Annotated in this window: 23 protein-coding genes and 1 pseudogene; 8 read left to right on the top strand and 16 right to left on the bottom strand. The window is 40.3% G+C overall.

All coding sequences use genetic code 11. The features are described 5' to 3' along the window. Nucleotides 1-131 precede the first annotated feature (131 nt). Nucleotides 132-1,895, top strand: coding sequence for a diguanylate cyclase domain-containing protein (locus tag EYS05_RS07405; protein WP_138276913.1), 1,764 nt, complete (start codon nt 132-134; stop codon nt 1,893-1,895). A 61-nt stretch (nt 1,896-1,956) separates the two neighbouring features. On the opposite strand, the gene EYS05_RS07400 is transcribed toward EYS05_RS07405, so the two are convergent. The 6 genes from EYS05_RS07400 to EYS05_RS07375 all read right to left on the bottom strand — a co-directional run bounded on the left by EYS05_RS07400 (nt 1,957) and on the right by EYS05_RS07375 (nt 7,025). Further along, a complete protein-coding gene (locus tag EYS05_RS07400) occupies nt 1,957-2,427 on the bottom strand; it encodes a GNAT family N-acetyltransferase (protein WP_138276912.1) in 471 nt (156 codons plus the stop codon). Nucleotides 2,428-2,744: 317 nt separating this feature from the next. After that, nucleotides 2,745-3,710 carry a sulfite reductase subunit C gene (gene asrC, locus EYS05_RS07395; RefSeq protein ID WP_118064000.1) on the bottom strand — a complete coding sequence of 322 codons (966 nt, stop codon included), beginning with the start codon at nt 3,708-3,710 and terminating at the stop codon, nt 2,745-2,747. A 14-nt stretch (nt 3,711-3,724) separates the two neighbouring features. Then, complete coding sequence (gene asrB / locus EYS05_RS07390) at nt 3,725-4,513, bottom strand: anaerobic sulfite reductase subunit AsrB (protein WP_138276911.1); 789 nt, start codon at nt 4,511-4,513, stop codon at nt 3,725-3,727. A 1-nt stretch (nt 4,514) separates the two neighbouring features. Beyond that, on the bottom strand, nt 4,515-5,513 hold the full coding sequence (gene asrA / locus EYS05_RS07385) for an anaerobic sulfite reductase subunit AsrA (protein WP_138276910.1): 999 nt from the start codon (nt 5,511-5,513) through the stop codon (nt 4,515-4,517). A 20-nt stretch (nt 5,514-5,533) separates the two neighbouring features. Next, nucleotides 5,534-6,223 (bottom strand): Crp/Fnr family transcriptional regulator, encoded by a 690-nt coding sequence (locus tag EYS05_RS07380; protein WP_138276909.1) that lies wholly within the window; start codon nt 6,221-6,223, stop codon nt 5,534-5,536. Between the two features lie 109 nt (nt 6,224-6,332). Beyond that, the gene (locus tag EYS05_RS07375) at nt 6,333-7,025 is read right to left on the bottom strand and encodes a Crp/Fnr family transcriptional regulator (protein WP_138276908.1); all 693 of its coding nucleotides are present in this window, start codon (nt 7,023-7,025) and stop codon (nt 6,333-6,335) included. A 149-nt stretch (nt 7,026-7,174) separates the two neighbouring features. On the opposite strand from EYS05_RS07375, the gene hcp reads away from it, so the two are divergent. Beyond that, on the top strand, nt 7,175-8,749 hold the full coding sequence (gene hcp, locus EYS05_RS07370; protein WP_138276907.1) for a hydroxylamine reductase: 1,575 nt from the start codon (nt 7,175-7,177) through the stop codon (nt 8,747-8,749). A 70-nt stretch (nt 8,750-8,819) separates the two neighbouring features. Here hcp and EYS05_RS07365 read toward each other — a convergent pair whose 3' ends face one another. Next, nucleotides 8,820-9,707 carry an AraC family transcriptional regulator gene (locus EYS05_RS07365; protein WP_243119268.1) on the bottom strand — a complete coding sequence of 296 codons (888 nt, stop codon included), beginning with the start codon at nt 9,705-9,707 and terminating at the stop codon, nt 8,820-8,822. A 151-nt stretch (nt 9,708-9,858) separates the two neighbouring features. Between EYS05_RS07365 and EYS05_RS07360 the strand changes: the two genes are divergently transcribed. Then, complete coding sequence (locus EYS05_RS07360) at nt 9,859-10,011, top strand: DUF1349 domain-containing protein (RefSeq protein WP_138276905.1); 153 nt, start codon at nt 9,859-9,861, stop codon at nt 10,009-10,011. 3 nt (nt 10,012-10,014) lie between these two features. After that, complete coding sequence (locus EYS05_RS07355; protein WP_138276904.1) at nt 10,015-11,211, top strand: MFS transporter; 1,197 nt, start codon at nt 10,015-10,017, stop codon at nt 11,209-11,211. Between the two features lie 71 nt (nt 11,212-11,282). Here the strand turns inward: EYS05_RS07355 and EYS05_RS07350 are convergent, their stop codons facing one another. Both EYS05_RS07350 and EYS05_RS07345 read right to left on the bottom strand, forming a co-directional pair. Beyond that, nucleotides 11,283-12,239: a 2-hydroxyacid dehydrogenase gene (locus tag EYS05_RS07350; protein ID WP_138276903.1), complete on the bottom strand. Its 957-nt coding sequence runs from the start codon at nt 12,237-12,239 to the stop codon at nt 11,283-11,285. A 30-nt stretch (nt 12,240-12,269) separates the two neighbouring features. Continuing rightward, nucleotides 12,270-13,613, bottom strand: a complete 1,344-nt coding sequence (locus EYS05_RS07345; protein ID WP_138276902.1) for an MATE family efflux transporter — start codon at nt 13,611-13,613, stop codon at nt 12,270-12,272. 218 nt (nt 13,614-13,831) lie between these two features. Between EYS05_RS07345 and EYS05_RS07340 the strand changes: the two genes are divergently transcribed. After that, a complete protein-coding gene (locus EYS05_RS07340; RefSeq protein ID WP_117677391.1) occupies nt 13,832-14,290 on the top strand; it encodes an Lrp/AsnC family transcriptional regulator in 459 nt (152 codons plus the stop codon). A 29-nt stretch (nt 14,291-14,319) separates the two neighbouring features. Here EYS05_RS07340 and recD2 read toward each other — a convergent pair whose 3' ends face one another. The 7 genes and pseudogenes from recD2 to EYS05_RS18040 form a co-directional block, all read right to left on the bottom strand. Next, a complete protein-coding gene (gene recD2 / locus EYS05_RS07335; protein ID WP_138276901.1) occupies nt 14,320-16,950 on the bottom strand; it encodes an SF1B family DNA helicase RecD2 in 2,631 nt (876 codons plus the stop codon). Between the two features lie 15 nt (nt 16,951-16,965). Continuing rightward, nucleotides 16,966-17,655, bottom strand: coding sequence for an MBL fold metallo-hydrolase (locus EYS05_RS07330; protein ID WP_138276900.1), 690 nt, complete (start codon nt 17,653-17,655; stop codon nt 16,966-16,968). 258 nt (nt 17,656-17,913) lie between these two features. After that, the gene (deoC, locus tag EYS05_RS07325; protein WP_138276899.1) at nt 17,914-18,582 is read right to left on the bottom strand and encodes a deoxyribose-phosphate aldolase; all 669 of its coding nucleotides are present in this window, start codon (nt 18,580-18,582) and stop codon (nt 17,914-17,916) included. Between the two features lie 12 nt (nt 18,583-18,594). Beyond that, a complete protein-coding gene (locus EYS05_RS07320) occupies nt 18,595-19,785 on the bottom strand; it encodes a phosphopentomutase (protein ID WP_015526454.1) in 1,191 nt (396 codons plus the stop codon). Nucleotides 19,786-19,822: 37 nt separating this feature from the next. After that, the gene (locus tag EYS05_RS07315; protein WP_138276898.1) at nt 19,823-20,635 is read right to left on the bottom strand and encodes a purine-nucleoside phosphorylase; all 813 of its coding nucleotides are present in this window, start codon (nt 20,633-20,635) and stop codon (nt 19,823-19,825) included. Between the two features lie 159 nt (nt 20,636-20,794). After that, nucleotides 20,795-21,220, bottom strand: coding sequence for a GNAT family N-acetyltransferase (locus EYS05_RS07305; protein ID WP_138276897.1), 426 nt, complete (start codon nt 21,218-21,220; stop codon nt 20,795-20,797). Nucleotides 21,221-21,452: 232 nt separating this feature from the next. After that, nucleotides 21,453-21,563 (bottom strand): annotated as a pseudogene (locus tag EYS05_RS18040) (8-oxo-dGTP diphosphatase MutT); the annotation flags it as partial. A 450-nt stretch (nt 21,564-22,013) separates the two neighbouring features. Here EYS05_RS18040 and EYS05_RS07295 point away from each other — a divergent pair. The 3 genes from EYS05_RS07295 (at nt 22,014) to EYS05_RS07285 (ending at nt 23,333) form a co-directional block, all read left to right on the top strand. After that, nucleotides 22,014-22,529: a helix-turn-helix domain-containing protein gene (locus EYS05_RS07295; protein ID WP_092071021.1), complete on the top strand. Its 516-nt coding sequence runs from the start codon at nt 22,014-22,016 to the stop codon at nt 22,527-22,529. A 137-nt stretch (nt 22,530-22,666) separates the two neighbouring features. Continuing rightward, complete coding sequence (locus tag EYS05_RS07290; RefSeq protein WP_092071024.1) at nt 22,667-22,948, top strand: nucleotidyltransferase family protein; 282 nt, start codon at nt 22,667-22,669, stop codon at nt 22,946-22,948. After that, nucleotides 22,929-23,333 (top strand): HI0074 family nucleotidyltransferase substrate-binding subunit, encoded by a 405-nt coding sequence (locus EYS05_RS07285; RefSeq protein WP_022426101.1) that lies wholly within the window; start codon nt 22,929-22,931, stop codon nt 23,331-23,333. The genes EYS05_RS07290 and EYS05_RS07285 overlap by 20 nt, the downstream gene beginning before the upstream one ends. The last annotated feature ends 65 nt before the right edge of the window (nt 23,334-23,398 follow it).

The following is a 23,398-nucleotide window of genomic DNA, read 5'->3' as shown; positions in this document are numbered from 1 at the left end:
ATTTCGCCCTCTGGTCATATTTCCATTGTACACCAAAAAAACAATATCACTTTAACGCAAAAAATCATTCTATTTTTTTACTTCTATGATATAATGTTTTATTGTGAAACTAATAAAACGAGGTGAACCAGGTGAAGAAAAAAACAATTGTACCTCTTATCGTTTTTTTACTGGGCATATGCCTTGTTGGTTTAATTGTATACAAAACAGACTCACATGAAACTGACCAACAACACATAACAGCACAATTAAATGCAACAACCTACGGCGAACGTATAAAAAATGAGATTACAAATGGAATTGCGGTCACAGATGCGCTAAAGCAGATCCTGATCAGTGAAAACGGAAAGATCAGTCAGTTTGACACAATTGCGGAAAATATTATGTCTGACGTTATTGAAAGCATACAGCTTGCTCCGGATGGTATTGTGACAGATGTTTATCCTTCTGAGGGAACGGAAGCGTGTAAAGTCAATCTGCTCCAGGATAAAGATCGCAGCAAAATTTCCTGTTACGCAAGAGACAATCACGTGATCATTACACAAGGTCCTTTCGATTTAAAACAGGGCGGCTGTGGAATTGCTGTCCGCAATCCAGTCTACCTGAAAGATAAAAACAACCAGGAATATTTCTGGGGATTTACCATTGTTATCCTGCGTGTTCCCGACATTTTTTCAGATGCGATCAGTGCACTTTCGGATTTCGGATATGAATACAGGCTTTCAAAAACAGATACTCCCTGGATCGACACTTATAAAGTTGTTTATCAGTCAGATGACCAATTTACTCATGCTGTTTCTTATGATTTTACGATAGGGGAAGAAAACTGGAAATTAGAAGTAGCTCCTGAAAGCGGGTGGAGAAACCTTAGATTACTGGTAACCGTCGGCGGAATGTTTACTGCTGTCGTTTTACTTCTCTCAGGTCTTACCCGGGTGTGGTTAGTATCGAAAGAAAATAAAAACAAATTTCAAATACTGGCACACACAGATTCTCTCACCGATATTTACAACCGCTATGGATTTGATGAATCAGCCGAAAGGATGATCACTAAAAATCCAAAAGCGCATTTTGTGGCCGCACTCCTTGATATTGATGACTTTAAGTTTATTAATGATATTTACGGACATGTCTATGGAGACAAGGCATTAAAGAGTCTTACAGATAGCATGAAGGCTTTTTTCCCCAAAAACACATTGCTGGGAAGAAACGGTGGTGATGAGTTCTGCATTCTTCTGCCGGATCATACCTATAAAGAAGCGGAAGAACTGCTGCTGCAATTTACCAAGCTTCCAAAGACATTTTCATGTAAGGGAAAAGAATATCCGTTTTTTATTTCTCTCGGATATGCAGAATATCCAACCTTTGCCTCCAACCGTTCACAGCTTATGCGCTGTGCAGATGCAGCACTTTATGAAATAAAGCTTCACGGAAAAAATGGATGTATGGCTTACAGGGATGGGCTCCGGTCAGGAATCCGCAAACAGCTCGGATTTGCATTCAAGGATATCTCTGAACACCTTCCGGGTGCATTTATCATATACAGAGCGGACAAAGATGATGATGAACTCCTGTATGCAAACCACGAGTTCCTTCAAATGACCGGATATAAAAATATAGATGAACTCTTCAGCCTCACAAATAAAAGCTTCCACAACCTGATCCGTGAGAATGAACAGCAGCAGATAGAAGCAAGCATCTGGAAACAGATCGATGCCGGCAATAAAAATGATTATTACATCCACTTTCATCTTCGAAAAACGGACGGCTCTTACCTTTCTGTTCTTGATCACGGAAGGATCGTGGACAGCCAGCAATACGGAAGAGTATTTTATGTAGTGTTTATGGACTGGGAAGCCATGCATGTTCATTACAGTGATAAATTTTCCGGCTAAGATACAGACATCTCAGTCTGTGTCTTAGCCGACTGCTTTTTCTCTGGGCGGTTCAACCATCTTATAATATGTATTCCATCTGTCTTTCTTTTGTCCGCATTCCCATTTTCTCATAAAATTTTTCTGCTGAAGTATTTCCTGCCCACACATTCAATGTCACTTCATAGCATCCCAGCTGCTTTGCTTTATTTTTTATATATTCAAACAGACTTTCCCCAATATGCCGGCCTCGTGCCTCCTGATCGACACACAGGTCATCTATAAAAAGAGATTTAAACGGTACCATATTGTTTGAAAAAGGCTGCTCCTTTAATTGACAAAATGCATACCCCACACAAACATCAGCCTCATCCGCTGCAACATATATTGGCTTTTCTTCATTTTTCAAAAGCTCTGTCAATTCGTCTGTCGTATATTTTGTTGTGCCCGGAATAAAAATATCAGGCCTTATATCTGCATGGATCTGCAGCACCTGTCCTAGCAATTCCAGGATCCTCGGAATATCTTTTTCTTCTGCTTTTCTGATGAGCATTTTTATCCTCCCTGTTTCTCAACAACTGATTTTATAGGTTCTTTATACATACCATAATACCATCGTGTGGATTCCTGGTAAAGAAAGATCGACGGTTGCAAAAGCAATCCGCCCTCTTCTGTTAGTGTAAACTAACCTCTGTATATAAAAGAAACCATGTGAAAACAAAACTGTAATTTCACATGGTTTCTTTCCCTGTGTATATTCGGTATATCACTTAAGAAAGCTTATAACAATAGCATCATTTTAGACAGGCAATTTTTTCCGTTCAACCTTCTTTTGCAAAATTCCTTATATTGGAATTATCTTATTTATAATTATCTGTAATGTATTCCGCTCCAGTAAATATTATCTTTCACTATCGTTTCCTGCGGAAGTACTACACCATCCAACGCCCACCTTTTATATTCTGCAAACCCTACACGGTCAATAATATATCCCACATGTTCCTTGCCGCCAGGCGCATTTGGATCAATATATTTTTTTACAAATTTATAAGTGTTCAGGATAACCTTGACGATAGTGTCTTCATCTGCCCAGATCAAAAAATCTTCTCCCAGACGTGGATTTTTCTTTCCAGTTCGTCCCATAAGTGTCAGACGATAATATTTTTTTTCACTTCTGGTCCATGCTCTGGTAGGACATTTTGTCACACATACTCCACAGCCTACGCATTTTTCTTCATTGCGCACGATTCTGTAATTATCCATCTTTAACGCATCCACCGAAAGCTTATCACAGCCTTTTACACAGGCGCCACAGGATACACAACGATCAGGGTCATATTGTGGCTCTGTCATACCGATAATTCCAAAATCGTGCATTCTTGCTTTGATACAGTCATTGGCACAACCTGTAAGTGCAATTTTAAAATGAAGATCATTAGGAAATATAGCCTTTTCGATTCTCTTCGCAAAAGCTGCTGTATTATAATTTCCAAAAGGACAGACTCTGTTTCCGATACATGCACAGACATTTCTGGTTCCTGATGCTGAATACCCGGTACCTGCCTCATTTTGATTGATCTGAAGATTATCAATGATCGGTTGAAGCATCTCATTAACTTTATCCATATCTTCCATATGGATTCCTTCAATTTCGAATCCCTGACGAGTGGTAACATGGATCTGTCCGTTTCCATATTTTCTGGCAATATCCACCACCTGCTGCATAACGTCTGCATTACAGCACCCTCCCGGAACACGAACTCTGGAAGCCGTAAGCCCACGGACCTTTGATACACGGAAGGCATTTTTCTTTAGTTTCTTTGTATTGATATCCATTACGATTTCCTCCCCTAATCAAACAGTTTTTTACCTTCTGAATAACAGAATACCGGACCATCCAGACAAATATATGTATCATTCATTCGACAATGTCCGCATTTACCAAGTCCACAGCACATTTTTCTCTCCTGAGATATCCAGATCTGTTCTTCCTTCATTCCCAGCTTTAAAAGCTCTGATACTGCAAATTTCATCATGACTGGGGGGCCGACAACAATAGCTGCGGTCTCATGGATATTATCAAGCTCAAGTTCCGGAATATATTTTGTAACAAGTCCTGTCCTATAAGAATCGTCATCAGCGGAATCCACCGTCAGGATCAGCTCCATCTGCTGTTTCCAGATCTTCAGATCCTCACGGAACAAAATATCTGACGGCGATTTAAACCCAAGGATCGTGTGTAATTTTTTCACTTCATCCTGATGCTCACCGAAGTAACTGATCACTCCTCTCACAGGAGATACTCCTGTTCCACCAGCTACCACGATCAGTTCTTTTCCCTGATAATTCTCCTTCTCAAAACCATTTCCATACGGGCCACGCATAAAAAAACTGCTTCCCTCATTCAATTCAAAAATCTCTCCGGTCACCTTACCAACCTTACGTATGGTCAGGTCGACATAATCTTCTCCTATGCCACTGACAGAAATCGGTGCCTCACCATATTTAGGAATAGAAACTTCAAAAAACTGTCCCGGTCTTACTTCACCCACATATGTCATACGGAATGTATATTCTGTCTCTGTATGCTTCACGATTTCTTTTATCTTAGATAAGAAAGGAATATATTCATTCGTCATCTCACTTTCCCTCCTTTTCTTTCAGTTTCTGAAGACATGCAATATAGGAAATATACTCCGGACAGACATTTTCACAACGTCCGCAGCCGACGCACATATGATATCCGAATCTTTTCTTATGATCTGAAATTTTATGTAATACCTTAAAACGCATTCTTTCACCCTGACTTTGGCGGAAGCTGTGTCCTCCGGCAATATCAGAATATCCATCTACCTGGCAGGAAGCCCATACACGACGACGCTCTCCGGCCTTTGGATTATCTTTATAAAAAATATCCTGCATAGTAAAACAGGTACACGTAGGACAGACAAAATTACAGCGTCCACAGCCAATACATCGACTGCCATATTTCTGCCACATGGAATCCTGGTGAATTATATTTGGAAGTTTTTCCGGAACCTCTACATGAACCTCATTATTTTCCACAAAAATCGGTTTCTCCTGAACATTCTGTCCATAATCCCATAATAATTCTTCCAGTTCTCTGCATTTCAGCTCCATGTAACATCCATTTTCATCCTGAAAAATATACATATCATATTCTTCACAACGATTCGTTCCCATACTTACGCAAAAACAATTTTTTCCGGATTCCTTACACCCCATCACAGCAAAAACTGTATTTTCCCGCATTCTTCTGTAATAATAATCCTCTGCACCATTTTTCAAATACATGTCGTCCAGGCGTTTCAGGGCATGAAAATCACAGCTTTTTAAGAAAATCAACCTCTGTCTTGCTGCTCCGTCTGCTGTTTTCATCTCATTCTCCGTAAAATAAAGAATCGTCTCTGAAATCGGAAGCAGTACCTCCTTAAAGCTGTAATCCGACTTCTGATTCCAGACAATCTCTTCCCAGCTGTTCAGCAGACCATAACGAACTACATCTGTATCTGAAAAGCATCCTGTCCCCTGGTAAATTTTCGGTCCATACACATCATAGGATTTCTGCAAGATTTTAAAAATATTCTGCATCTCATCACTGCTGACTCGTTTTCCCATCAGATACCCCTTTCTCATAATCACATTTTATAAAATTTTGCAAGACCATCAAAATCTATCAGAATAAATCGCTTATTGCCATAACAGATCAGACCTCTGTCCGTAAGAACCTTACAGGCACGAGATACATTTTCCCTTGGTGCACCAACCAGATCAGCCATCAGGGTAATGGTAAGATCAATATCTATCATCACCCCGTCTTCCGTATCTACGCCAAAATCACGACCGAGCTTCCATAATTTTGCAGCTATTTTTCGCTCCATCTGCATGTTTCCGGTCGTATTCTTTAGCTGGTGCCCCATTCGCCAGAGATTTCTCTCATACTCTCTCAGAACAGATCTTGTCAAAGCATGGCTCTGTTCCATAAGCTGAAGAAACTGTTTTTCTGCAATTTCTATCACCTGCACCGGACAGGCAGCCTCACAAAAAAGTGCATTCGGCTTTTTGCTTACAATGCTCTGATTTAAAAGCCGTCCTTTTCCCAGGATAAAAATCACCTTTCGATTTCCATGCTTGGTCAGATTATAAAGCATCACTTCGCCGGAATACACAAAATATACTGTTTTGGTTCTGCTGCGTGAATGAAAAATCACTTCTTTTTTCTTATAAGAAACAACTTTACTTTCATTAAGCAGGTTCTGCAGAATATCCTTTGGTATTTCTTTAAAAAAATCCATCTTCTCCAGTTCCCTGAGTATTATCTGTCCCATTGTATCAACCTCACTGGTATAGCTTTTGCAGTTTCTGATAATAAACTACTCTTGTCTCGCATTCCTTTTGTATTATAATGAAAAAATTTATCGTCTTCCGTGATGTATATCACATTTTTATTCCTGAATCCGTATCATTACAAACAGTCAGCTCAAAATGATTTCTATTTGTTTTTATAAATCCTTCTTTTTGCAGCTTTGATATCTCCGAAGACATTGCCGCACGGTCAATGCAAAGATAATCTGCCAGCTGCTGCCGGTCAAAAGGAATGTCAAAGGATAACGATGCCTGCCTGATGGATACTGCCGACAGATAAGACAACAGTTTATCCCTGGTCGTTCGCCTGCCCACATGTGTGATTTTATCGTTAAGAATCAGAATCTTATTTGCCAGGACACCGACCAGGTTACGGATCAGCTTCTGATGATGCTCACATATTGTTGGGCAGGAAACCAGAAGCCTTTGAACATTTAATAAAATAATATCACAATCCTCATCTGCTACTACACTGACATTCAGAACAGCTCCCGGACTTGCTGCATATGGTTCACCGAAAAAATCTCCTGCATGACATTTTGACAGAATATTCCGATGTCCCCAGAGGTCTTCCTGAATAACAAGAACACAGCCTGCCACCACAAGTCCCATTACTTCGGTAGAATCTCCGGCTCTGAAAATATAAGAATCCCGTTTTCTGGAGATCGTTGCTGCATTTACACAATGCAGTATGGATAATATCTCATTATCAGTAAGACCTTTAAAGAAAGGGCTCGTTCTTAGAATGGGTAAATATTTTTTCAAAATTAATCCTCCTGTTGGAAATCAAACATACACGTTGTAATTATTATACTATACTCCTAACAGAAACCAAGGATAAATACTACTGACCGAGGATAAAATAATAAGAAAGATCCTTCGGAAAAATCACAGAATAAAAGGAGAATACAATAATGGATAAAAAAATGTTTTGTTTCCAGTGTGAACAGACAGTCGGATGTACCGGCTGTACAGGAAATGCCGGTGTCTGCGGAAAAAAAGCAGATACAGCGAAATTACAGGATGAGTTGACAGGTGCATTGATCAGTCTGGCTAAAGCTGCCGACAGCACGGAAACTATTTCAAAAAGGACCGGACAGATCATAATCGAAGGACTGTTTACTACAGTTACAAATGTAAGTTTTGACAATGCAGCAATCGAAAATATGATACAAAAAGTCAGAGCTGAAAAAGAAAGACTGGTTCCTGACTGCAGAACAGAGGAATATGATCTTCAGCAGCTGTGGAATGCCAATGAAGATATCCGCTCCTTGAAGTCTCTTATTCTCTTTGGTATCCGCGGAATGGCTGCCTATGCCTATCATGCAAATGTTCTGAATTATGAAGATGCCGAAGTGAATCAGTTCTTCTGCGAGGCATTATCTAAGATCGGTTATGAAGAAAGCACAGAAGCACTGCTTTCCACAGTACTCAAAACAGGAGAGATCAATCTGAAGTGCATGGCACTTCTTGATAAGGCAAATACAGAAACCTATGGAACACCAGAGCCAACTGATGTTACACTTACGGTAGAAAAAGGGCCTTTTATTGTCGTGACCGGACATGATTTGAAAGATCTGCAGCTTTTACTTGAACAGACTGAGGGAAAAGGAATCAATATCTATACACATGGTGAAATGCTCCCTGCCCATGCCTATCCATTCTTAAAGAAATACTCTCACCTGAAAGGCAATTTCGGAACTGCATGGCAGAATCAGCAGAAAGAGTTTGACCATCTTCCGGCCCCGATCCTCTACACTACCAACTGTCTGATGCCTCCAAAAAGCAGCTACGCTGACAGAGTGTTTACAACAGAAGTGGTTGCCTTCCCGGGAGCTGTCCATATTGACGAGAAGAAAGATTTCACACCGCTTATTGAAAAAGCACTGGAGCTGGGTGGTTACAAAGAAGATCAGATGTTCTCCGGTATCAACGGCGGGAAAAAAGTGACAACCGGTTTTGGTCATGCAGCCATCCTGTCCCATGCAGGTACTGTAGTAGAGGCTGTAAAATCAGGTGCGATCCGCCATTTCTTCCTGGTTGCCGGCTGTGATGGTGCCAAGCCAGGTCGAAACTATTATACGGAATTTGTAAAGCAGACACCTTCTGACAGTATCGTTCTCACCCTGGCATGTGGAAAATTCCGTTTCAATGATCTCGATCTGGGAGAGATCGGTGGTCTTCCACGACTGATGGATATGGGTCAGTGTAATGATGCTTATGGTGCGATCCAGGTTGCTGTGGCACTTGCAGATGCATTTGGATGTTCTGTAAATGAACTTCCGCTTTCCTTCGTACTCTCCTGGTATGAACAGAAAGCAGTCTGTATCCTGTTAACCCTCCTGCATCTGGGTATCAAAAATATCCGTCTTGGTCCTTCTCTTCCGGCATTCCTTTCTCCTAATATTCTGAACTTTCTGGTTGAAAATTATGGTATTGCACCTATCACCACACCGGAAGAAGATATCAAAGCACTGATGAACCAGTAAAAGTAAATTTTTCAAAGCCTTTACAAAATCAACAAAGCCGATACAGGATTCCAAAAGTCCTGCATCGGCTTTATTTACAGGTCTGAAGACTCGGATCAGCCGACAACACTTTTAAACATGTGCAGCGATATTCTGATGGAGTTAAATGATAACGTTTTTTAAACAATCTGCAAAAATAATCAACGTTATGAAATCCGCTTTCATAAGCGATCGTTTTTACTTTTTTATTCGTATTTTTCAATAACCATGAAGCTGCCTGAAGTCGATATCCTATCAGATAATTAACCGGTGTAGTATGTAAAAAACGGTGGAACAAATTAAGTGCAGTACTTTTGCTGATTCCTATATGCGAAGCAATTTCATCCAGAGACAAGTTGCGATTATAGTTTTCATGTATATATTGCATGATCAACTGCACTCTTTTCTGTGCAACTTCATCCACTGTCTGTACATCTCTTTTATCAGATAACTTTACATTTTCATAAAAAGTCAGCCATAAATCCTGCAGCAATGCCAGAGTAGCAAGTTCTCTTATTTTCTCATTCCTCTGTATTTCCATTATTTTTATCATAGTTTGTATAATCTTTGTTTGCCATAATTCATCAGTCTGAAAACGCTGGAAATATATATTCGATGAAATGATTGGCAAGATATATTTCTTATAGATCAGGCTGTTCTCCGGCGCAATAAATTCCGGCATACATACAAAGTTAGGAATGATACCACCTGATGATGCGTAAAAGCGGTGCAATATTTTAGAATTAATAAAAATTGCTTCTCCTTCTGACAATATAATCTGTTTTTCTCCTATTCCGCATGTAACTTGTCCGGACTCGACATATAAAAACTCAAATTCTCTGTGCCAGTGCCACTCAATACAATGAAAATCAAACAATTCCAGATTATCATAATAATACTGGAATGGATAAGCACTGCTTCCATGCTGTTTAATTTCCATGAACTCCTCGTCTGTAAGTATTTTATTATAATCCATCCCATATCACGTTCTTTCTTTTTTACGATATTATACAGTATTTCTATAATTTAATTCAATGTATATATCTGATATTTGCTATATAATCAAGTAAAAAAAGAAAAGAGGTATTCTTATGATTTATAAATGGATGAATGAAAGTGAGATCAACATTGAAGGCGACAAAATTGAAATAACCGCACCACCCAGAACAGACTTTTTTGTGGAAGTATTGATGAATGTGAAGATTGAACATAAAACTGTTAAAAACATTCGGAGAGGAAAATAAAAAATGAATGCTGTAAAAAAAACTAACTACCATAAGACAAAAATAGCCTGTTATATGGGATTTATCACACAGGCTATTGCGGCAAACTTCGCACCGCTTCTTTTTTTGAAATTTCACAGTGACTACCATATTTCTCTCGGTAACATTGCTCTGATATCCACTTTCTTCTTTTTCACACAGCTTCTGGTTGATCTGTTCTGTGCCAAATTCGTAGATCATATCGGATATCGTGTGTGCATTGTTGCATCAGAAATATTTGCTGCACTGGGTCTGCTTGGACTGGCATTTTTACCTGATTTTTTACCTGATCCTTTTATTGGAATTATATGTAGTGTTATTGTTTATGCCATCGGAAGCGGTTTAATAGAAGTACTTTGCAGTCCTATTATCGAGGCCTGTCCGTTTGAAAACAAAGAAGCAACTATGAGTCTGCTCCATTCATTTTACTGTTGGGGAGCTGTTGGGACAATTTTGATTTCCAGCTTATTTTTCCTGATATTTGGAATAGACAGTTGGAAGTGGCTCGCCGTAATATGGGCAATCATTCCTGCAATTAATACTTATAACTTCATGACCTGTCCCATCGAATCTCTGGTTGACAATGGTTCTGGAATGGAAATTAAGGATCTGTTTTCCAAGCCATTTTTCTGGGTTGCAATATGTCTGATGATCTGTTCCGGAGCTTCTGAACTTGCAATGGCTCAATGGGCATCTGCTTATGCAGAATCAGCACTGGGATTATCAAAAGCTCTGGGAGATCTAACAGGTCCATGTATGTTTGCAGTAACAATGGGAATCAGCCGTATAATTTTTGGTAAATATGGAGAACAGTTAGATTTAATGAAGTTTATGAGTGGTTCAGGCATATTATGCGTTGTCTGTTATCTGCTTACTGCTTTGTCATCCAACCCGATCATCGGACTGATCGGTTGTATTGCATGTGGATTTTCAGTTGGAATCATGTGGCCTGGAACCATCAGTATTTCCTCAAAAACTTTTCCAACAGGTGGAACGGCTATGTTCTCTCTTCTTGCCATGGCAGGAGATTTAGGTGGCAGCATTGGACCTGGAATTGTTGGTCGTATCACTCAGAATGCTGGAAATAATATTAAGATCGGCATGGGATTCGGACTTATTTTTCCAGTAATTCTATTGTTTATGTTACTCCTGCTGTATCGGAAGAAGATATCAAAGCACTGACTTATTGATTGTAATTATATTTTTTTCACTCTGCAAACCCGGAAGCTGTATCATCACTTTGTTGCCAGATACTATAGACCTGATACAACATTGATCGGATCCTCTTCCATAAACTTTTTTATATTATCCGCCAGAATAGAAACCAGCCGCTGTCTTGTTTCAAGTCCTTTCCATCCCATATGCGGCGTCAAAAGGACATGATCCATAGTATAAAGAGGGTTGGTTTCTTCAGGTGGTTCGGTTTCCTGAACATCAAGTCCGGCTCCTGCAATCGTACCATTTTCCAATGCTTCTATAAGAGCAGCCTCATCAATAAGTGCACCTCTTGAGGTATTAATGATAAACGCTGAGGGCTTCATAAGTGATAAAGTCTCTTTGTTGATCATATGTTTTGTACTTTCCGTCAATGGACAGTGCATGGAAACATAATCACTATTCCTGAGTAATTCCTCAAGCGATACATAGCGGATACCTTTCTCATCCTCTCTCGGTGTCCTGGTATATACAAGTATGTTCATATCCAACGCCTGTGCGATCTGGATAACTTTCCTGCCAATATGTCCTGCACCTATAACACCAAGTGTTTTACCATTTACCTCAACATGCGGAACCTGAAGATTTCTGGTAAAATTGTCATGATTTCCGCATGCCAGCATCTTCATCTGTACCTGCATTGCAGAACTCAGATTTAATATCATCATAATCGCAGTATGTGCCACACGTTCTGTGCTGTATGCCGGGATATTGCAGACTGTAATCCCCTTCTTCCGTGCTGCTTCAAGATCAATATTATTATATCCTGTACCTGCCTCGCAGATCAGTTTAACAGATTCCGGGAATTTCTGTATCATTTCTGCACTCACAGACCTCTCCTTTGTTACAATGATATCTGCACCCTGAATACGCTCTGACAGCTGCTGTTCTGTTGTATCATCATATACTGTAACATCAGAAGATAAAACGGAAAAATCCAGCTTCCCATCAAAATTCATTTTCTTTGCATTCAATACCACACATTTATCGTTCATACTATAAATTCCTCCTTAAATTACTTTAGGCTATCGGGATTGCACCTCTTTATCAGTCGGCCATGATCTTCTGAGAGCCACATAGGATATTAAAAAGTTCGCAAACCAACCAGCTGGTACAGCAATCCAGACAAATACAATGCCAAAACGCGGTGCACAGATCAAAGCAACAGACAGGCGGATCGCCAGGTTCACCATATTTGCAATGAGGAACGGGCGCATGATCCCAAGACCACGAAGAACCCCATCGGTTGCCATTTTGATTCCCATAAAGATGAAGAAGTAACCAAGCCATCTCATATAGCCCTCGGATACCTGATAGGCCAGGGCAGTTCCATCTTTACCAAGGAATAGCGAGGAAATCTGCGTGTGCAGTGTTTCAATGACTATAAAAGCAAGAACTGCAAAACATACATCTAACACCAGTGCAGCGTGATATCCTTTTTTGATCCGTTCAATTTTCTTTGCGCCAAGATTCTGGGAAACATATGGGGAAACCGCATTGCCAATGGATACAAAAATCAATGAAAAAACATTCTCTACCCGCATCGTCGCCGCATACCCCGCAAGTGCCTGTGTACCGAAGGGATTTACAACTGCCTGTACGATCATCATACCGATGGACACTGTAGACTGCTGAAGAACCGAAGGTACAGCAATTTGAAGCATGGAATGTAACTCCTGCCTGTCAAACCAGTCAAAACGACTTTTATATCGACGCATCCGGCTAAGGAAAAGAAAAAGTGAAAACACCGCAGAAATTCCCTGTGCTATAAGAGTCGCAAGGGCTGCACCAAACACACCGAGACCAAGTCCGGCCACCATCCAAAGATCCATAAAAATATTTAAGATTGACGAGAATACCAGGAGTCCCAGTGGGATTTTTGATTCACCAATGGAAGTGAACATGTTGGAAAGAATGTTATACATAAACAGAAACGGAAAACCCACGAAATAGACCCGCAGATATAACACTGCATCATTCAGTATATCGCCGGGGGTTTGTAATACCCTCATCATCGAGTGGGAAAAGCAAAAGCCAAAAACACCAAGGACTATGCTTAGAATTAAAAAGCTAAACAAGGACGTTGACACGATGGTCTTCATTTTTCCATACTCCCTGGCACCGAAATAGCGGCTCACGAGCACACCGGCACCGACACCTGCCCCCAGTGCCACACAAATAAAAACGTTGGTCAGCGCTGCGCAGGCCCCGACAGCTGCAAGTGCAGAGGAGCCAACAAATTGGCCGACGATGATAGAGTCAGCCATATTGTATATTTGCTGAAAAAAACTGCCCAAAATCATTGGCATTGCAAAAACCGTCAACGCTTTAAGAGGCGTATCTGTGATCAGATATTCATCTTTTGACATTATCATATTCCTCCACAGCCTTTATAATTTCACTTATTCTTTCCTTCACCGGAATTTATTCCATGTATTCAAAATGCAAGTTTTAAATTACGTTACGAAATAATTATATGTAGTTACAGCCGCTAAGTCAAGCCAGCATTTACTTTTAGCAACATAAATGATATGATATTTAAGGAAAATCACTATCCGGAAGATATTATTTTACAGGAGGGACACTTATGTACCTGAACGGTTTAGATGAACTGGATCAGAAAATCATCCAGTTACTTATAGAAAATGCACGTATTTCTTACTCTGATATCGGTAAAGAAACCGGTATTTCCAGAGTGGCAGTAAAAGCCCGGATCCAGGCTCTGGAGAAAAAAGGCATAATTGAAGAATATACAACTATAATAAACCCTCAAAAGATCAGCGGTGCTGTTTCATGCTATTTTGAAATCGAGACAAAACCAGACCATCTGTCGCAGGTGACAGATATATTACATAATAATGATACCGTCACGCAGATTTACCGTGTCACAGGAAGAGACAAGCTGCATGTACATGCCGTTGCTTCATCAAGTGATGAAATGGAACATTTCCTGCACACAGTCATTGATACACTTCCCGGCGTTATCAGCTGCAGCTGCAATACGATCTTATCACGTATTAAAGATATTAAAGGGTTGCGGCTATAGAAATTAGACCCCAAAGCTGAGACGTTCTCTCAATGAATTTCCCGACCGATCCATTCCATGATCACATTTACAACATATTCCTGCTCCGCTTCTGTCAATTCCCGTCCTTTCGGAATACGATGCCATTTTTCCAGACATCCCCTGCAACAGGTAGCTGTGGCATGCTGGGCTACAAAAACCGGATGCCCTCTCATCGGTGTCTGTTTTCCATCATTTGGTATTTCTGCCGGTGCAAGACGCTTTCTGATAAAATCACAGGCATACTCACGTACTTTCTCCATTCCCTTTTCTGATACATAACTCCGATCGTTTGCCTTCAGGGAAAAACTGCTTCTGAACTTTGACTGCGACAGGCGTTTCCAGAGATTTCCCTCATAAACTGCCGGCGTCTCACATACCATAGAAGGCTGGATGCTGCCCTTATAGACAATCATCTTCTTACTGTCGCTTCCGTTCTCATTTGCGGTCTCGTCTACTGCTTCTTTCAAAAGCTGTGCCTTCACTTCCTGTGCTTCTTTGCTGTCCGGCTGCAGACGTCTTGCCAGACATGTATTTCTGCCAGTTGTCGTTTCATTTTTTATCGCATAATACACAGCTTTCTTCTCTCCGACAAGTACCAGGATCTTTTTCGCCCTGGTCACACCTGTATAAAGGAGATTTCTCTGCAGCATGACAAAATGACTCATAGTAAATGGCATGACAACGATTGGATATTCGCTTCCCTGGGATTTGTGGATCGTCACTGCATAGGCAAGCGCCAGTTCGTCCAGCTCTGTCACATCATAGACTACTTCCCGTTCATCAAACAGAACTGTCAGTTCCCGTTCTTCCACGTCAACTTTTGTGATAGTACCAATATCTCCGTTGAATACTTCCTTATCGTAATCATTCCGGATCTGCATCACCTTATCCTTCAGCCGGTACTGTGTGCCGCCTCTCCGCAGAAAGATCTTTGACGGATTCATGGCTTCCTGCAGCACCTGGTTCAGATTTACTGCCCCACATTCGCCTCTCTGCATCGGAGTCAGCACCTGAATATCCTGCAGTGGATCTACATGATAGTATCTCGGCAGGTTTGTCTTACAATATTGGACGATAGTATCCACCACTTCCTGATTACTCTCTTTGGTGGCAAAGAAAAAGTCGGCATCTTTCCCGCCTCTCATATCAATGCCTTCCCCTTTATTGATCCGGTGTGCATTCATGATGATCCGACTTCCCTGTGCCTGACGGAAAATCCGTGTCAGACGAACTACCGGAACACATCCGGAATCAATAATATCTCTGAGAACATTGCCCGCTCCGACACTTGGCAGCTGATCAATGTCGCCTACCAGAATCAGAGACATCTGCTGCGGCAATGCTTTTAAAAGATTATACATCAGCATAATATCGATCATGGAACATTCATCCAGTATCAGCACATCTCCTTCCAGCGGATGTTCTTCATTTTTCTGATAGCCTTCCGGAGGTTTGTATTCCAATAACCGGTGAATCGTTTTTGCTTCCATTCCAGTTGCTTCTGACATTCTCTTTGCTGCTCTTCCAGTCGGTGCAGCAAGAATGATCTGACATCCAGCCTGCTTATATGCAGAAATAATTCCCAGAGTTGTTGTAGTCTTTCCGGTTCCAGGTCCACCGGTCAGCACCATGACCTTAGAGGAAACCGCTGTCTTTACCGCCTGCCACTGAATCTCGTCATAAGTAATTTCTGATGAAGCTGCTACTTTCTTCAATATTTCTTCCGTATCCTCAGATTTCTTCTTTCCACAGGACATCAACCGAAGCAGCCGCTTTGCACAGCCACTTTCTGAAAAATAATATGGGGGCAGATAAATTGCTTCCCGATCTTCTGCTTCATCTCTGATCACATCATTCGTGCGGATCATCTCATCCAAGGTGATCTCCAGCTCCGGTTCTTCCACTTCCAGAAGTTCCTTTGCCCTTCCAGTCAGCTGTTCTCTTGTTGTATAACAATGACCTGCTTCTGCCAGCTTATTCAATGTATAAAAAATACCACTGCGCAGACGGACAAATTTGCCTTTGTCAATCCCCATCTTCTGTGCAATGGAATCCGCTGTCTTAAATCCAATTCCCCAGATGTCATCTGCAAGCCGGTATGGGTTCTCCTTTACGATCGCAATGCTTTCACTTCCATATGTCTTGAAAATCTTTGTCGCATGAGAGGTGCTGACCTCATGACTCTGCAGAAAAAGCATGATATTCTTGATCTCTTTCTGCTCCTGCCAGCTTGTTTTGATCCGGTCTACACGTACTTTTCCTATACCTGATACTTTGAGCAGTTCATCTGGTGTCTCTTCAATAACATCCAGTGTATCCTTCCCGAATTTTTCCACAATTCTTTTTGCAAACTTTGGACCAACGCCCTTCACCAGACCGGAACCAAGATATTTTTCGATTCCATATACTGTGGCAGGAAGTGTCTCTTCAAATTTCTCCACCAAAAACTGCCGCCCATATTTGGCATCCATCTTCCACATACCTTCCAGAGACAGCACAGAACCAACATGGGTATCCGGCATCGTGCCAACTACTGTGACAAGATCACTGTAATTCTTCACCGCACATTTCAGAACCGTGTAGCCATTGTCGGCATTCTGATATGTAATTCTTTCAACTACACAACGTAAGTGCTCCATGCCCGTCTCCTTCTCTCATGAAATTTCTTCTCCTTTTGTACATTCTGTGTTTCTAATGCGTGACTTATATTGTGGATATTCAGTAATAAACCGCTTAATTACATTGGCATCATTCCAGTAATGCATTGGAAAAATGACATTGCAATCTACATTTTTAAGGAAATACAGGATCCCGTCAGCATAGTGATCTCCCTGTCTCGGATCCAAGGGAACAAATGCAGCGTCAAAATGCATACCCTTGATTTTCCTGATCTCCGCGCGATATGCTGAAGTAAGTCTCTGGTTATCAGCTTTCGACCCACCATCCCAATACCAGTCGTTTAAATCACCGGCATGATAAATGGTACCTTCCTTTGTTTTGACAATAAATGCGACACCACTATCGTTAGATAGCAATGTATCAACTTTGGTTTCATTATCCAAACTATAAGCTTGATCATGATAAACATATGTGATCTTCATATCCGACAAATGATTCCTTTTTCGTATATCATTCGCCAGGATTGCCTGATAAGTCATTCCCATATCATCAAGGATCCCAAAAATTTGTGGGTTAAAATGATCCTTATGGAAGTGACTGCAAAAAACGATCACTTCTTTCTCCTTGTCAAGATTCGGTAATTCACCCTTGTAATAATCAAAAATATAGTAGCAGTCTCTGGTCTCAACCAAAAATCCACTGTGGTTAATGTAAGTAATTTTCATAATATCACCTATATAAATTAACGCCGGTACCGGATAGCAAATCTTTCTTTGCCATGTTTATTTTTCCTTTTTCGAGCGTTTGTAAATTTCACGACAACAGCATTTCTAATGCAGATTTTATCGTATTTTTTAGATTCCGTCCATCCTTTATCCACAGCTGGTAGAAAAATATGAAATGATACTTTTACAAATTCTATTACTTGTTGTTAGTTCATAATTTATGTATAATCCTGTCTTTGACAGTCCTCTTTCACAGTGTTAATATCCTGCACCAGTGTCCGTATTTTTCAGGATCTTAATAAGACGGCTTGTTCCAAGACGCTCTGCGCCAAGACTGATAAATTTTTCTGCATCATCGAAGGATGAAATTCCACCTGCTGCCTTAACTTTTACATCTTTTCCAATATATTTCTTCATCAGCTCTACATCTGCAAAAGTTGCTCCCGCTGTAGAAAATCCGGTAGAAGTTTTGATAAATTCTGCTCCTGCATTTGTAACGATCTCACACATTTTAATTTTCTCTTCTTCTGTAAGAAGGCATGTCTCAATAATGACTTTGAAGATTCTTCCATCACAAGCTTCATGGATCGCACGAATCTCATTCTCTACTTCCTCATATCTTCCATCCTTTAAAAATCCGATGTTAATAACCATATCGATTTCTGAAGCACCATTTGCAATGGCATCTTTCGTCTCAAATACCTTTACAGCAGTTGTATTATATCCGTTCGGAAAACCGATCACTGTACAAATCGGAAGTTTTCCCGCTACATATTCCGCTGCCTGTTTTACGTAAGCAGCCGGAATACATGCAGATGCAGCCTCATATTTCATGGCATCATCCAGGATTCCTCGAATATCATCCCATGTTGCAGTCTGTCCAAGTAATGTGTGATCCACTTTTTTTAATATTTCTTTTTTATCCATTTTACGTTCCTTTTACTTCAGTTCATCCAGAAGAGAACTTCCAATTGTTCCCTCCGGCATCTTAACTTCAAAATTATCTGCGATCGTTGCACCGATTACTGCAAAAGTATTCTGATCTTCCAGTTTTCCGTATCCCTCCATAGATGGGGAATAAGCAAAAAATGGTACTTTTTCTCTTGTGTGATCAGTTCCTGTATGCGTCGGATCATTTCCGTGGTCAGCTGTAATGATCAGAAGGTCATCCTCACGAAGCTCATCAAGAAGTTCACCAAGTTTTACATCAAATCTTTCAAGTTCCTCTGCATATCCCTTTACATTGCGTCGATGTCCCCAAAGAGCATCGAAATCTACAAGATTTACAAAACAAAGCCCCTCAAACTCTCTTTTCGCAATGTCAATTGTCTGCTCCATTCCATGAACAGAGCTTTTTGACTTATTAGACTCTGTCAATCCCTCGCCGTCAAAAATATCAAAAATCTTTCCAACGGAGATCACATCATAACCTGCATCCTTCAATGCATTAAGCGCAGTTTTTCCGTAAGGCTTCAGTGCATAATCATGGCGGTTGCTGGTACGTTTGAACTCACCTTTTTTCTTGCCAAGGTAAGGTCTTGCAATAACACGTCCGACTTTCCACTCATCCCTCATGGTGATATCACGGGCGATCTCACAGCAGCGATACAGTTCATCCAGTCCGAAAGTCTCCTCGTTTCCGCAGATCTGCAATACAGAATCAGCAGATGTGTAAACGATCATATGACCGGTAGCGATTTCTTCCTCAGCCAGTTCATCCAGGATCTCTGTTCCGCTGGAGCTCTTGTTTCCAATTACTTTATGTCCCGTTCTCTTCTCGAGCTCATCGATCAGCTCTTTTGGAAATCCGGTCTCTGTAAAAGTCTTAAACGGTTTTGTGATGTGAAGCCCCATCATTTCCCAGTGTCCTGTCATAGTATCTTTTCCGGTACTGGCTTCTTTTAAAAATGTATAATAACCCATTGGTCGCTCCACTGCTGCAACCTGTTTCAACGGATGAAGATTTGCAATTCCAAGCTTCTGAAGGTTTGGAATCGTAAATTCATCTACATTCTGGGAAATATGTCCCATAGTATCTGTTCCTTCATCCCCGTACTGGGCTGCGTCCGGCATTTCTCCTGCCCCAAAGGAGTCTATTACAATAGTAAATATTCTCTTATATTTCTTCATAATTTTTGTCTCCTTTCTGCTGTCTTACTTATGGATCTTACATATTTACAACAACTTTTGTTACTAATTCCTTGAAGGATTTCGCTACGCGGTCTGCTGTTTCCTGCACTTCTTTATGGTTAAGCTCTTTTTGGGAAATTCCTGCTGCCATATTTGTGATGCAGGAAATTCCACAGATTTCCATTCCCATGTGTCGGGCAGCCATAGCTTCGCATGCGGTGCTCATTCCAACTGCATCTCCACCCCATCTCTGTGCAAGTCTTACTTCTGCAGGAGTCTCATAATTTGGTCCTGTAAACTGTACATAAACACCTTCCTGAAGTTTGATGTCACATTCTTTTGCACATTTGCGGATCACATCCTGAAGACGGCGGCTGTATACCTCACTCATATCCGGAAATCTGGTTCCCAGCTCATCCATGTTCGGTCCTATCAGAGGGCTTGGAACTCCCGTTGTAATGTGATCTGTGATCATCATGAAATCTCCCGGTTTATAGGAAGGATTAGCTCCTCCTGCTGCATTAGTGAGAAGGATTTTTTTCGCACCGAGCATTCCCATAAGACGCGTTGGAAGAACAACATCTGACATTGCATATCCTTCATAATAATGAACACGTCCCTGCATGATTACAACCGGTGTTTTCTCCACATACCCAAACACAAAACGTCCTTTATGTCCTTTTACAGTAGAAACCGGAAATCCCTCTATATCTGTATAGTCGATGGTCTGTTCAATCTGAATTCCATCTGCAAAATCTCCAAGTCCGGATCCAAGGATCAGTGCAACTTCTGGTTTGAAATCAATTTTCTTTCTTACGCTTTCCAGGCATGTCATCAATTTTTCATACATAATTACTTCTTCCTTTCTTTTGGGTGTTGTCATTATATTTATGCTTTTTTCATAAAGGCAATTCCTCTGCAATGGTCTTTCCAATGCCCTGAGCGCCTCCCGTCACAATCACTACTTTATTGTTAAACTCCATATAAAATCCTCCCCAAAATCCGCTTTCTATTTCTGTTGCCACAACATTGTGTATTCTTTTTCACCAGTAGCATCATCGAATCCTTCGCATTGAATATCGAACCCTTCTCTTTGGTAAAAAGAGATGGCTCTGGTATTCTTCTGGTATACGTTTAATCGCAATCTAGCTTTTTTATTCTTGATATACTCTAATAAAAGTTTACCTATACCACATGACTGCATTTCATCAGAAACAAAAATACCTTCCATGTATTCGTTACTTAATCCGACAAACCCCTGAATCATTTTATCATCTTCATACACATAGACTTCCGCTTGTGACATCATTTCTTTCACTAATTCATAATTACTTGTCCAATATTGCTCAGGAATAAAATAATGCGCTTTTAAATTGGTTTTCAACCATATGTCAGCAACTCTATCAATATCTATGTTCTGCATCTTTCTGATCATAACAAATATTCTCCACCAACTTTGATTTCTCTGTAACAACCAATCAGCTATATCGTGAATCTCAACCAGAACCACAACCGAAATCTAGTATCCTTGAACCTACCGGAAGCATTTTAGTGAACCGCTCCTGTACAACCGTAAAATCTACCAAACGAGTCCCCTGGACAAACATATCCGCATTTGATTATAATATTCTATTGTTTTGTCCAGGAAGTTTCTCCTCAATCTTAGCTTATTTCATGTACCTTCGGATTTTATCTATCAAAGTGACGTCTGCCGGTAACCAGGCAACACTATTTAACTGATCCTTTGTAAGCCATTTTGCCGCCTCTGCTTCCTTTAATTCAATTCATTGATCACATTCGCATCCATTAATGTAGATCTCCCTCTCGTTTCGTGGTGAGCAAAACAAAATACTCTGCTTTATTATACCTTATGGGAGAGGGTTTGTCATTGAAATCTCCAGGAAGCAAGCGTGGCAAAGGCAGCCGAAAGTAACGATAGCAACAAAAAAACAGTTCCGGACATACTGAGGTTAATCAGTGTATCTGAACCTGTCTTTTCTATGGTCTTTCCAATGAATAGCTGCGCTGGCTTTTCCTTGGAATAGATTATTTAATTGTAAAAAATTCCCGTGAAATGATTTATAAAATAGGTAATTTTACAAAGTCTATTACTTGTTGTTAATTCATAATTTATGTATAATAAAATTCATATAAGAAATACACGCTCAGCATGCGGCCTGGAACATAAATAATCCGCAAGTTTAGCGATATACGAGGAGGAAATTCTCATGGGTAAACAATCCACCAGGGAAAACAAAACAATTTACCAGCTTTGCCGAGAAGCGGCAGGACTTACAAGAGCAGAAGCCAGTGAAAGAATGGATGCTGTCTCTGATTCAAAAATTGAAAAATTTGAATATGAAACACAAGAACCTACGCCTTATGATATCCTCCAGATGGCAGATGCCTATAAAAGACCAGATCTTTGCAATTATTATTGCTCTCACAAATGCGAAATCGGCTATCGTTATGTTCCAGAAATAGAAATGACCGATCTGTCAAATATCATTTTGGAGACAATTGCCAGTTTAAATGAAATCAATCCTCTTACCGGTCGTCTGATCCAGATTGCCCGTGACGGTAAGATCAGCGATGATGAAATGAAAGATTTTGCTTATATCAGTAAAAAACTTGATGAAATTTCTTTAGCCATAGACTCTTTGAATCTTTGGGTAGATAAAACAGCTGGAGAACAAGGGCTCAATCTTGAACTCTTAAATGCCGAAAAAGAAAAATTAAAATAATCCATAACACCACGAAAGGATTACGACTATAGAATAACCCCAACCGCAGTCAGTGTCTTTAAAGTTGAATTAATCTATAGAAACTGCTATCATATTTTTATCAGAATTTTCCAAGTAAAGGAGGACATGAGTGGATCATGAACGTAATGCCCATTTCCGAAATCATCGAAAAAGTAACCATGATTTGCAAAAAAAATAACGTAAAGCGCCTTGATTTATTCGGTTCCTTCGCCACAGGCACTGCGACCCCCACCAGTGATATTGATTTTGTAGTATACGGCTGTGATAATCTAATGCAGTTAGAAGATGATCTTCAGCAGATTGAAACGTTAAGGAAAATTGATATTTTTGACTTTGACAGTATAAAAAATGAGTATTTATTGGAGGATATAAAAAAATATGGAAAACAAATTTATTAACCGCTATAACACTTTCTGTAAAAGTCTCTCCAATCTTGCAAAAAGCAAAACAGCCGACCCCAAGACCGATTTTGTTCTCGAAGGAACTGTTCTCAATTTCAGTCTTACTTTCGACATCTCCTGGAAAGTTATGAAAGATATTCTGATCAAAAAAATGGGAATTCTTGATTTTGCAGTTGGCTCTCCACGCGAAACTCTGCAACAGGCATTTACCAATGGTATTATTGATGATGACACCTGGCTGCAAATGCTGAAATCCAGAAATCATTTGTCTCATGATTACGATGGTACTTTCGCCGCAGAGAAATTTCAGGACATTATAAATATTTATTATCCTCTTTTTGAAAAATTCAAAAACGATGTTGCGAAATATTATAAGCAGTAAACTGTGTTTCGTAGAAGAATCACCTTCAGACTATTTTGTTTATTATAGCCTGAAGGTGATTTTAA

The sequence above is a fragment of the Blautia sp. SC05B48 genome (genome assembly GCF_005848555.1).
Lineage (GTDB): Bacteria > Bacillota > Clostridia > Lachnospirales > Lachnospiraceae > Blautia_A.
Note: the sequence above shows the minus strand (reverse complement) of the source record. Positions and strands in the feature narration are given on the sequence as shown.

What these genes read in the sequence shown, in the direction of transcription:
- EYS05_RS07400 (WP_138276912.1), bottom strand. Translation starts at nt 2,427, where the DNA reads ATGCTCATCAGAAAAGCAGAAGAAAAAGATATTCCGAGGATCCTGGAA.
- asrC (WP_118064000.1), bottom strand. Translation starts at nt 3,710, where the DNA reads ATGGATATCAATACAAAGAAACTAAAGAAAAATGCCTTCCGTGTATCA.
- asrB (WP_138276911.1), bottom strand. Translation starts at nt 4,513, where the DNA reads ATGACGAATGAATATATTCCTTTCTTATCTAAGATAAAAGAAATCGTG.
- asrA (WP_138276910.1), bottom strand. Translation starts at nt 5,513, where the DNA reads ATGGGAAAACGAGTCAGCAGTGATGAGATGCAGAATATTTTTAAAATC.
- EYS05_RS07380 (WP_138276909.1), bottom strand. Translation starts at nt 6,223, where the DNA reads ATGGGACAGATAATACTCAGGGAACTGGAGAAGATGGATTTTTTTAAA.
- hcp (WP_138276907.1), top strand. Translation starts at nt 7,175, where the DNA reads ATGGATAAAAAAATGTTTTGTTTCCAGTGTGAACAGACAGTCGGATGT.
- EYS05_RS07365 (WP_243119268.1), bottom strand. Translation starts at nt 9,707, where the DNA reads ATGGAAATTAAACAGCATGGAAGCAGTGCTTATCCATTCCAGTATTAT.
- EYS05_RS07360 (WP_138276905.1), top strand. Translation starts at nt 9,859, where the DNA reads ATGATTTATAAATGGATGAATGAAAGTGAGATCAACATTGAAGGCGAC.
- EYS05_RS07355 (WP_138276904.1), top strand. Translation starts at nt 10,015, where the DNA reads ATGAATGCTGTAAAAAAAACTAACTACCATAAGACAAAAATAGCCTGT.
- EYS05_RS07350 (WP_138276903.1), bottom strand. Translation starts at nt 12,239, where the DNA reads ATGAACGATAAATGTGTGGTATTGAATGCAAAGAAAATGAATTTTGAT.
- EYS05_RS07345 (WP_138276902.1), bottom strand. Translation starts at nt 13,613, where the DNA reads ATGTCAAAAGATGAATATCTGATCACAGATACGCCTCTTAAAGCGTTG.
- EYS05_RS07340 (WP_117677391.1), top strand. Translation starts at nt 13,832, where the DNA reads ATGTACCTGAACGGTTTAGATGAACTGGATCAGAAAATCATCCAGTTA.
- recD2 (WP_138276901.1), bottom strand. Translation starts at nt 16,950, where the DNA reads ATGGAGCACTTACGTTGTGTAGTTGAAAGAATTACATATCAGAATGCC.
- EYS05_RS07330 (WP_138276900.1), bottom strand. Translation starts at nt 17,655, where the DNA reads ATGAAAATTACTTACATTAACCACAGTGGATTTTTGGTTGAGACCAGA.
- deoC (WP_138276899.1), bottom strand. Translation starts at nt 18,582, where the DNA reads ATGGATAAAAAAGAAATATTAAAAAAAGTGGATCACACATTACTTGGA.
- EYS05_RS07320 (WP_015526454.1), bottom strand. Translation starts at nt 19,785, where the DNA reads ATGAAGAAATATAAGAGAATATTTACTATTGTAATAGACTCCTTTGGG.
- EYS05_RS07315 (WP_138276898.1), bottom strand. Translation starts at nt 20,635, where the DNA reads ATGTATGAAAAATTGATGACATGCCTGGAAAGCGTAAGAAAGAAAATT.
- EYS05_RS07305 (WP_138276897.1), bottom strand. Translation starts at nt 21,220, where the DNA reads ATGATCAGAAAGATGCAGAACATAGATATTGATAGAGTTGCTGACATA.
- EYS05_RS07295 (WP_092071021.1), top strand. Translation starts at nt 22,014, where the DNA reads ATGGGTAAACAATCCACCAGGGAAAACAAAACAATTTACCAGCTTTGC.
- EYS05_RS07290 (WP_092071024.1), top strand. Translation starts at nt 22,667, where the DNA reads ATGAACGTAATGCCCATTTCCGAAATCATCGAAAAAGTAACCATGATT.
- EYS05_RS07285 (WP_022426101.1), top strand. Translation starts at nt 22,929, where the DNA reads ATGGAAAACAAATTTATTAACCGCTATAACACTTTCTGTAAAAGTCTC.